Source organism: Colwellia sp. E150_009 (assembly GCF_053543955.1).
The window spans coordinates 33,506-43,505 of record NZ_JBHFOM010000041.1; the positions used below are offsets into that span (position 1 = coordinate 33,506).

At 35.5% G+C, this 10,000-nt stretch carries 7 protein-coding genes; 2 read left to right on the top strand and 5 right to left on the bottom strand.

Annotated features, from left to right (window positions below; all coding sequences use genetic code 11):
* Positions 1-30 precede the first annotated feature (30 nt).
* Positions 31-1,839, bottom strand: a complete 1,809-nt coding sequence (locus tag ACE1OF_RS15625) for an FAD-dependent oxidoreductase (protein ID WP_448895577.1) — start codon at positions 1,837-1,839, stop codon at positions 31-33.
* Between the two features lie 221 nt (positions 1,840-2,060).
* Positions 2,061-2,540, bottom strand: a complete 480-nt coding sequence (locus ACE1OF_RS15630) for an NYN domain-containing protein (protein WP_448895578.1) — start codon at positions 2,538-2,540, stop codon at positions 2,061-2,063.
* Between the two features lie 186 nt (positions 2,541-2,726).
* Here ACE1OF_RS15630 and ACE1OF_RS15635 point away from each other — a divergent pair, with 186 nt between their 5' ends.
* Positions 2,727-3,728: a GGDEF domain-containing protein gene (locus ACE1OF_RS15635; RefSeq protein ID WP_448895579.1), complete on the top strand. Its 1,002-nt coding sequence runs from the start codon at positions 2,727-2,729 to the stop codon at positions 3,726-3,728.
* Between the two features lie 122 nt (positions 3,729-3,850).
* Positions 3,851-6,286, top strand: a complete 2,436-nt coding sequence (plsB, locus tag ACE1OF_RS15640; protein WP_448895583.1) for a glycerol-3-phosphate 1-O-acyltransferase PlsB — start codon at positions 3,851-3,853, stop codon at positions 6,284-6,286.
* A 62-nt stretch (positions 6,287-6,348) separates the two neighbouring features.
* Here the strand turns inward: plsB and ACE1OF_RS15645 are convergent, their stop codons facing one another.
* The 3 genes from ACE1OF_RS15645 to ACE1OF_RS15655 all read right to left on the bottom strand — a co-directional run bounded on the left by ACE1OF_RS15645 (position 6,349) and on the right by ACE1OF_RS15655 (position 9,841).
* Positions 6,349-6,960, bottom strand: coding sequence for an MlaC/ttg2D family ABC transporter substrate-binding protein (locus ACE1OF_RS15645; RefSeq protein ID WP_448895580.1), 612 nt, complete (start codon positions 6,958-6,960; stop codon positions 6,349-6,351).
* Positions 6,961-7,119: 159 nt separating this feature from the next.
* Complete coding sequence (locus ACE1OF_RS15650; protein WP_448895581.1) at positions 7,120-7,704, bottom strand: TetR/AcrR family transcriptional regulator; 585 nt, start codon at positions 7,702-7,704, stop codon at positions 7,120-7,122.
* A gap of 364 nt (positions 7,705-8,068) precedes the next feature.
* Complete coding sequence (locus ACE1OF_RS15655; RefSeq protein WP_448895582.1) at positions 8,069-9,841, bottom strand: UvrD-helicase domain-containing protein; 1,773 nt, start codon at positions 9,839-9,841, stop codon at positions 8,069-8,071.
* Between the last annotated feature and the right edge of the window lie 159 nt (positions 9,842-10,000).

A 10,000-nucleotide genomic window follows, 5' to 3' on the forward strand; every position in this document is an offset into this window, starting at 1 on the left:
CTCGTCATAAAAATAGCACGTTATTAAATACTATTTTATAGTGGCATTTATATTATTAATCATTAGTTTTTTCATGTCCCAAGCCCCTGTTGGACAACGCTCAGCACATAGCCCGCAATGTAAACAAACATCTTCATCTTTTATCATTATATGGCCTGTTTTTAGTGGTGCAGAAACTAACAAGCTTTGCTCACTATTAAGCTCAGAAACACGAAACTGTTTCACTATTTGGCTATCATCGTTTACTTCTTCAACAAAATTAATACAGTCCATTGGGCAAACATCTTCGCAAGCAGAACATTCAATACAAGTGCTTTCAGTGAACACTGTATGCACATCACAATTTAAACATCGACTTGCTTCAGCCAAAGCCAGTTTTTCATCAAAGCCTAATTCAACTTCACTTACTAACGACTTAACCGCTTCATCCCATGAAAGATGCGGCACAAGATTACGCACTTGATGATCAATACCACTTTGATAACTCCATTCATGAATACCCATTTTCTGACTAATGAGATTAAAGCTAGTGTCTGATCTATCATCAATGGGGTCAGCATTTTGGCAAAAAAGATCGATAGAAATGGCTGCTTGATGACCGTTAGCAACCGCAGATATTATGTTTTTAGGGCCAAAGGCGGCATCACCACCAAAAAACACATTAGGCAAGCTAGACTGCAGAGACTTACCGCTTACCTTGGGACTGTCCCATTGATTAAATTTAATACCAATATCACGTTCAATCCAGTCAAATGCGGTATCTTGCCCTACGGCAACTAATACTTGGTCACATTCAACTAATAATGTTTCACCTGTTGGTTGCAAGCGACGATTGCCAATTTTGTCATAAACCGAAGCAACTTGTTCGAACAATACCCCGACCAGCTTTCCGTTCAAAATTTTGTATTCTAGCGGGTTATAATTTGGCAAAATGCTGATACCTTCAGCTGCTGCATCTTCTTTTTCCCAAGGTGATGCTTTCATTGCTTCAAAGCTAGAGCGTACTAATACGGTTACCTCTTCTGCACCTAATCTTTTTGCTGTTCTACAACAGTCCATTGCGGTATTACCACCGCCTAATACAACAACTTTTTTTGGGGCTGGATTTTCTTCATCATAATGAAGGTGTTTAAAAGACACTTTGGCAAGCCAATTAATACCCGTGTCAATTTGTGGGTGTGTTAATCGGCTGTTTAGTTGATCATGACCTGGAATTTTTAACCATCGACCATTAGGGGCACCTGTACCAACAAATATTGCATCAAAATTTGCTTGTAATAATTTATCAAGAGAAGTGATTTCTTCACCAAAATGACACTCTAAGCCCATATTTATGATGTAATTTAACTCTTCATCAAGCACAGTTTCAGGTAAACGAAAGGCGGGGATTTGACTGCGCATCATGCCGCCAGCTTTTGCATCACGTTCATACAAAACCACTTCATACCCCAAAGGTAATAAATCTCGGGCGACCGTCATTGAAGCTGGTCCAGCACCAATCAGCGCAATACGTTTACCGTTTTTTTTACGCGGTATTTTTGGCAGAAAGGCGGTAATGTCTTCTTTGTTGTCAGCCGTAACACGTTTGAGCCGACAAATTGCAACGGGTGTTTCTTCAACACGACCTCGACGACAAGCAGGCTCGCAGGGTCTGTCACATACTCGCCCTAAAATCCCAGGAAAAACATTTGATTCCCAATTAATGAGGTAAGCTTCTGTATAACGTTTTTCAGCAATTAAGCGGATGTATTCAGGAACAGGCGTATGAGCAGGGCAAGCTTGTTGGCAATCGACAACATTAAGAAAGTGTTGATAGTTATTGGTATCAGTTTTCTTCAAAATCTACTCCTTTAAAAAAGCACTTACTTTGAAACAACTATTACGTAAAACAATTTAAAACAACTTTAAACAACCTAAAAAGAAAGACGACTTACGTCTTTCTATATGAGTACATTTTCTAATCTAACCTCTTTAGTGTAGCTTGTTAACGCCTAAATATAATTAATACCTTAGTCCAACTGATATAATTTTTGCTTGCATATGAACTTAAGCAATATGAACTAAAGTAACAAACTCTCTTCTATTTTATAATAAACATCGGCTGCATTGATCAAGGAATTAGCCGTTAAATTAGCCACACCGTATACTATGGTTTTGACTCCAAATTCCGCTTTAACGTGGTTTAATAATAAATCAAAATCGCCGTCACCCGACAATAATACAATAGTATCAATACTGCCACTGGCTGCAGCGGTTAACACATCAATAGTAATACCAACATCCCAATCACCTTTCGCTGAACCATCACTGCGTTGAATAAAGGGTTTTAATTTAACATTAAAACCAATATGTTTTAGCGCTTTTTGAAACTTATGCTGTTGGTCATCACTGCGTTGAATTGCATAAGCATAGGCCTGAATTATGTCTCCCTGAGCCATTAATTCTTGCCATAATAACCTATAGTTAAATTGCCGATGAAAGGCATCCCGAGTGGTGTAATAAATATTTTGAACATCAACAAAAACAGCAATTTTTTGCACAAGACTTCCTTTTTATAATTTTGTGATATGTAAGCACCGACATAAATAAGAATAGATTCGTAGAACAAATCACGTTGACACATAAAAGCATAACATATTCTACATAATAGCTTGTTACTATTAAAATATAACGTTAGAGTATTTAACCTAAGAATAATAATTTTGCGCATGGTTTAAGGGTAAAGAATGGCTCTCGAACATAACTATCAAGTATCTTCTAATTTTAGTGAGTTAACTCATGATTTTCTTTCTGATCATTCCATAGCGCCAACCCCTGTTAATTATTCTGTTATATATCTTTATATTAGTAATGAAAATGAATCATTAACAGCTGCCATAGATAAACAACTTGAACAAAAAGAGCTAATGACTGCCGATTTTATCGCTGACTTATTTAAACGTTACATTTCATTTAGTGAACACATTGAAAACCATGTCATTTCTCCGTTTGAAAAAACAGTTACCAAAACATTAAATCAAATAAATCAGCAAGTTGGTAATGAAGATAAAGTCACCAAAAGCTTACACAAACTAAATACTATATTAACCAAAAAAGAACACCATCAATCGCTTAAGCATGTGGTGAATTTTCTATCTGATACCATTGATAATGCCAAATCTCAACACCAAGTTTTGTCTAAAGAATTATCGGCAACCCAGCAAGAGCTTAATCAATTAAAAGCTAAACTTGCTGCGTCAAGAGAAGAAGCATTAGTTGATTCATTAACAGGGTTATTAAACCGTCGTGGTTGTGACGAAAAGTTACAGTTGTTAAATTTTTCGCAAACACACACCTCTCTGGTGATTGATATTGACCACTTTAAAAAAGTGAATGATGATTTTGGTCATTTTGTTGGTGATCAAGTAATACAACGTATTGCTAAAACTATTACTAGTCACATTAGTGAACAAGACTTAGCAGTACGCTTTGGTGGGGAAGAATTTGTTGTAGTCATGACAAATAAAGCAATAGCTGATGCAAAGCTCACCGCAGAAAAAATTCGTGTTTCTATTGAAAGAATGAAACTCATTAGAAAAGAAACCAATGCTTATTTGCCGCCTATTTCAGTATCTATTGGGATTGCAGAAAACACAAACGTGCCCAACTGGAATAGTATGTTTAAACAAGCTGATGACGCCCTTTATCAAGCTAAAAATTCAGGACGAAATCGCTGTATTTGCGCGTAGTTATATTCATATCAAAGTATAAATCACCTTATTCATTGTTAAACTATGTAATTTTGAAGTTACAACACCTATAATACCCAACTTTCTCTTACTAGTTTCTTACACGGTTAATATTAGTGATCATGATATCTGTATTGCGTTCTTTTTTTTACTTGTTGTTAAAACTTCCTCTGCGTTTATTTGTTCGCAGCAAAATAGTGTTAGATGCAAAAACGCCTGTTGAAACATCAACAAAACCCATTTTTTACGTTATTAGCCATCAATCCGCGAGTGATTTACTCGCATTACAAAAAGCATGTAAGCAACAAAAACTGCCTGACCCCTTAAGTAAAGTAAAAATAAACAACACACTATTTAACCGTACTTTATGCCTAGCCAAACCAACGTCATTGTTTGGTTTAAAACGTAGTAAAACCCAAGCATTACAACAAGGTTTAGAAATTCTTAATCAGCATCATAATAATAAAAACCTAGATGCACAGCTGATTCCCGTTAATCTTATTTGGGGGCGCATACCAACACAAGAAAAAAACAACGCTAATGTTTCTTCTTTATTGGCAGAACAAGCCTCACCCACTTGGCTTAGAAAATTTTTCATCGTTCTATTTCTCGGTCGTGATAACTTAATACGCTATAGTGAGGCACTTTCGTTAAGAATAATGTCTGATAATCACGGCAATGATGAAGCAACGGCTCACAAATTGTTGCGTGTTGCACGTTTTCACTTTCATCGCCAAAACATTGCTGCCAAAGGACCACGCCTACTTCATCGTCAACAAATGTTTACCGCTTTATTCGCTAACCCAGCAGTAAAGCGTATTATTAAAGATGAAGCCAAAAGCAAAAACATCAGTACGGATAAAGTAAAAAAACAAGCCTTTAATATAATGGATGAAATCGCTGGAGATTATAGCGTTTCATTAGTGCGCTTAGGTGAGCGATTTTTAAGTTGGTTATGGGGGCGCTTATATACCAATATTAAAGTCAATAATTCCCAAGTATTAAGAAAGTTAGCACAAGACGGTCACGAAATTATTTATGTACCTTGTCACAGAAGCCACATGGATTACTTGTTACTTTCTTATGTAATTATTCAAGAAGGTTTAGTAATGCCGCGTATAGCTGCTGGTATTAACCTAAATTTCTGGCCTGCTGGTACTATTTTTAGAAAAGGCGGTGCTTTTTTTATTCGCCGAAGCTTTGCTGGCAACCGTTTATATTCTACTATTTTTCGTGAATACCTCAGTTTACTTTTTGAACGTGGTTATTCAGTTAAATATTATACCGAAGGCGGTAGAAGCCGTACTGGTCGATTATTACCGCCAAAAACTGGCATGTTAGTTATGACCATTCAAAGCCTATTGCGCGGAATAGATCGCCCATTAACCTTAGTGCCCGTTTATTTAGGCTATGAACATGTAATGGAAGTGGGTACGTACCATAAAGAGCTAAGTGGCAGTGCTAAGAAAAACGAGTCTATCTTTGGTGTATTAAAAGCAATTAAAAACTTACGAAATTATGGTAATGGTTATGTCAATTTTGGTGAGCCTATTAACATTAATAGCTACTTAAATGAAAAAGTGCCCAACTGGAAAGACGCCATTGATCCGTTTGATCCGCAAAAACCAAACTGGTTAACACCCACAGTTAACGAGATGTCAAATCAGTTAATGACACGAATTAACCAATGTGCTGCACTTAATGGTGTTGCGCTGGTCGCATTGATACTTCATGCTAGCGAAAACAAGGCACTAGCCAAAGCCGATTTAGAAAAGCATTTAGATTTTTTCCTCACTGTACAACGCGAAGCGCCTTATAGTGAGCAACTAAGCATACCACAAGAAAGTGGTGCTGAATTATTAGCGCATGTTATTTCGCTTAACAAGGTAACCCTTTGCAAAGACAGCTTTGGCACTATTGTTTCACTTGATGATTCAGCTAGTTTAGAAATGCGTTATTATCGTAACAATATTCTACACACGTACGCTTTAAGCTCTTTAGTGTGTAGGTTATTAACACATAATAGCAAAATATCTCATGAAAAAATAATAACGCACACTATCAATTTATTAGTTACCTTAAAAGCCGATTTATTCTTATGGCAAACACCGCAGCAAATTACACTGCAAGTTGAAAACTTGCTCACGTCAATGGCAAATAACGGTATTATCAAACAAACAAAAGCAAATTTTTGGTCACTCACTGAAAACAATCCTCAACTAAACCAAGTGCATTTACTGGCAGAATGTATAGATGAAAGCTTACAAAGATTAGCAATAATTACCTCATTAGCGACACGCCTAGCACCACTTTCAAGACGACAATTAGAAGAAAAAGTAGTTGCTATTGCTAAGCGTTTAGCCGTATTAAACAATATAACCGCACCAGAATTTATCGATAAAAAAGCACAAGCAACATTAATTAATACATTGCGAGAACAAGGTTATTTGGCATTGAATGATGAAGGATTACTCGTTGTTTGTAGCACAATGGACAAGCTTAAATCTTCTGTAACTAACCTAGTGTCAATTGAAGTTTTACAAAGTATCGCTAGATAAAAACAAAGCGTGCCTTAACAAGTAGTTGGCAAGATTTAAGCCACGCTTAACGAATGCCTGCCTTATTCGGCAATCGATGCTAGCTCAACAGATACTTGCTCAATACCGTGTTTAGCAATTCGGTTACCCAATTCAGCTTCTTTACTACTCAATAATGAAATACCTTCAACCACCATATCAAAAGCTTTCCATTCTCCCGTTTTCTTATTTTTTCTCATCTTGAAAATAACATCTATTGTAGGTTTATTTAACTCAACAATTTGCATTTTTATCCCTACAATTTTCTTATTAGCCACCGATTTTTCTGGCTCAAAAATAACTTGTTGATTTTTATACTTCGTCAATGCTGTTGCATAGGTTCTTGACAAATAATTACGCATAGAGCTAACAAACTGCTCGCGTTGTGCTGCGCTAGTTTTTCTTAAATGTTTACCTAAAATGCGGTATGACGCATATTGATAATCTATTGAAGGCATCAGTTCTTCTTCAACAATGTCTTGCATCAATGATGGAAATTTATTTATTTCTTGCTGGCTTGCTGCAATACGATTAAATAGCTTATTACCAACATTCTCTAAAACGGCATAAGGTGAAGGCGCTGATGGTTCAGACGAAAAGGCAGACAGTGAAAATGATAATACAAATATCATCAAAATATTGGTTAGGCGTAGCATATTATTACTCCCTGAAGGCGTTAATCGGTCAGCTACTATTGTTACCCAACAACAAACCGACCGCTCGGTATATTCAATATAAGAATAATAACACCGACCGTTCGGTTTGTAACCCATTTTTATAAAAAATATTTTTTAATAACAATAATTGATAGTGCGTTACTGTTTTAACGCACGAATATATAAACAAAGTTCTAAAATAACTTGTTGATATAACTCTTTATTACGTGAACTTTTACTTAACGAGGTAGCACCATGAAAAGTTGAAACAATAAAATAAGCAACCTGAGAAAATTTTAACCCCTCACGAAGTTCACCTTCTACACGAGTTAAAGCCTCAACAATCAGTGTATTGAGCTTCTCTTGCATTGACAAAACCTTCAACCGAAAACCTTCATCAACATTCGCCATTTCTTCACAAAGATTATTTAACGGACAACCGCAAACAGCCTCACTACACACCATAGACTCGCACATTGATGTGAAAAATTCACACAGACCTTCTATAGGATCAGCCTGACTTAAGGCAGGTTGCCATGTAGCTAAAAAAACAGGCACATAAACTTCTTCAAATACCGCGTAGCCCAACTCTAACTTGTTAGTAAAATGGTAATACAGCGCACCTTTAGAAATACAGCAACGATTTAGTATGGTAGACAAACTGGTAGCTTGAAAGCCATGCTGATGAATTTCATCTGCGGCCACTTCAAGAATTTTTTGGCGTGTTTGTTCTGCATCACTCATGATTTAAGACTCTTAGAATTAACAATATTTACCTTTAAATACTAACAGACCGACTGGTCGGTTGCAAGAAAGGGCTATTATTATGTGATTATTTCGGATTGATCATTCCAATATAGAGCGAGAACGCTTCTAATGAAGCTGGATCAATTTTTGAGGAGATACAGTGCTGAAAGTTAAGCTTGTTCATTATAAAAAGTGTACCTGTATTGTATTAATTCAAAATATGCCCTCTTTTGATTAGTTCGTCTAATCTTAGTAAAGTTCATACACTAAAATCAATAATTAACATTTTTATTATTCTAAAACATGTGACTGAGCATAATGCTTGAAGTTATCAGTCACCAAATGAGGTTAGGCTTAAATTTTAATCATCTAACGGTATTACGTCAAAACCGATACTTTCAAGTTCTGCCTTTTCTTTGGACTTTAATTTTTTGACTGCCCATATTAATAGCTCTTTCGGTCTTGAAGAAGCGACATATGCTAATCTTGCATACTCTGAGTTTGGATCAGCTAACCATTCTTTCCAATTAGCTCCAACTGCTCCTTGTTTTCCTGCACTAGAAACAAACATACTAACATCATGTGTTTCACCTTTTACTTGGTGTACTGTTTCTTTTCTGAATAAACAAATTGGCGTGTTTACAATCTTTAAAGATACTCCAAGCGCTTCTTGTCCTAGTTTATTTGGGGAGCGTATATTGCAATCTGATAATGAATTAAGGACTACTGCTATATCATCATCTACAAATGACTGTTTCAAAATTCCTTTTATCCTTAATTTTGCTTTCCCTGTCCATACTTTCCAAGTAAGAGACGAATCATTGAGATTATCTTCAGCTAAAAAAATTAATGCATTGAATAAAAAAGTTCGCCACTTTAAAGGAGAATCAATAGAGACTGGACAATTAAAACTCAAGGGCTTTACACTCTCTGTCATCAGAGTTCGCAAATACTGAGAAAATAATGTTATTGATTTTTCTAATCTATCAAAATTATTTATATCAAATAAAGTTATAGCTAAAGCTAACTTCTGCACTTCGTTTAATTTATTAGCCGAGGTATTGAATTTATTGAGCATTGTATGCCCTCTAGCAATAATTACATTATTATTATATGGCTTTGAAAGTCGAGTAAATGTGGGGAGAACTTCTGTAGGACATTCTGAATACTCTAGAACAATACAATGGTTAGTTTTATTAGTAGTTCGCCCGATCACATTAGCCCCTGCAACTAATGTGTTACATAGATTAACAATTGGTTGAACACTTCTATGATTTTTTGTCAGCGGAAATAATTCAAATCCTAACTCTTTTGTAAATTCCAAAACATTGTCTGGTTCACTATTTCTAAACGCGTAAATTGATTGGTTAAGGTCCCCAATAAAATGAAGCTTTACACCAAAACTTGCAAGTTTATGTAAAATTGAAATTTGCACTTTACCTAAATCTTGGCATTCATCAATAATTATTAAAGGAAAACGAAGAGTTAAAATTTCAGAAAAACCACTTAAACTAACGTCATTCAATATTGCTATAGCTAGTAATTCGATATCGCTATAAGTAGAAAACCCAGCCTTTAGAAACTTCTTTTTTGTATCTAATAAGTCCTTTTTTTGCCAATGTTCAAATGTCATGGCTTCTAATGACTGATCATATATCTTATCGCCAGTATGAAAGCTAAAAATATCACTATCTGAATTGTAACTATAATGATTTGCCTTTAATTTACCTCTACCTGCATACTGATATTTAGTTTGAATAAATAGGCTTGACGTACTTTCTACAATTCTTATTGCATAATCATCATCTGTACCAGAATATTTTGTAATTTTGTGAGCAACAGGACTCACAATATATTTATAAATAAAGCTATCAAATGTCCCAATGAAATGAGGATGAAACTTTAAATTCGAAGTGCTAAATTTACCTATTCGATCTTTTAATTCATCAGTTGCACTATTAGAGAATGATAATATAGCTATACCACTAGGATCTTTTTTCCAATTTGATATTTCCTTAGCAACTTTTGCTGCTACAACTTCTGTTTTCCCACTACCTGGACATGCTTCTAGGTATACATGATCATCTATTGTTGATTGAATATAGTCTTTTTGCTCTAAGGTAAAATTAGTCATCACTAACGACCTTGGGCGATGTAGAGCAAGCCCAGTGAATTGCTTTAGCTGTATTAGTTCCGACTTAATCTGACACATCGACTTGAAAAGTTGAGAGTTACCCGTTTTTATTAAAGGTGTCGAATCTTTAATTTAAACAAAAAAAGGTAACTCTCATGT

Coding starts and splice junctions, on each gene's coding strand:
- ACE1OF_RS15635 (WP_448895579.1), top strand. CDS start 2,727: ATGGCTCTCGAACATAACTATCAAGTATCTTCTAATTTTAGTGAGTTA.
- plsB (WP_448895583.1), top strand. CDS start 3,851: ATGATATCTGTATTGCGTTCTTTTTTTTACTTGTTGTTAAAACTTCCT.
- ACE1OF_RS15645 (WP_448895580.1), bottom strand. CDS start 6,960: ATGCTACGCCTAACCAATATTTTGATGATATTTGTATTATCATTTTCA.
- ACE1OF_RS15650 (WP_448895581.1), bottom strand. CDS start 7,704: ATGAGTGATGCAGAACAAACACGCCAAAAAATTCTTGAAGTGGCCGCA.
- ACE1OF_RS15655 (WP_448895582.1), bottom strand. CDS start 9,841: ATGACTAATTTTACCTTAGAGCAAAAAGACTATATTCAATCAACAATA.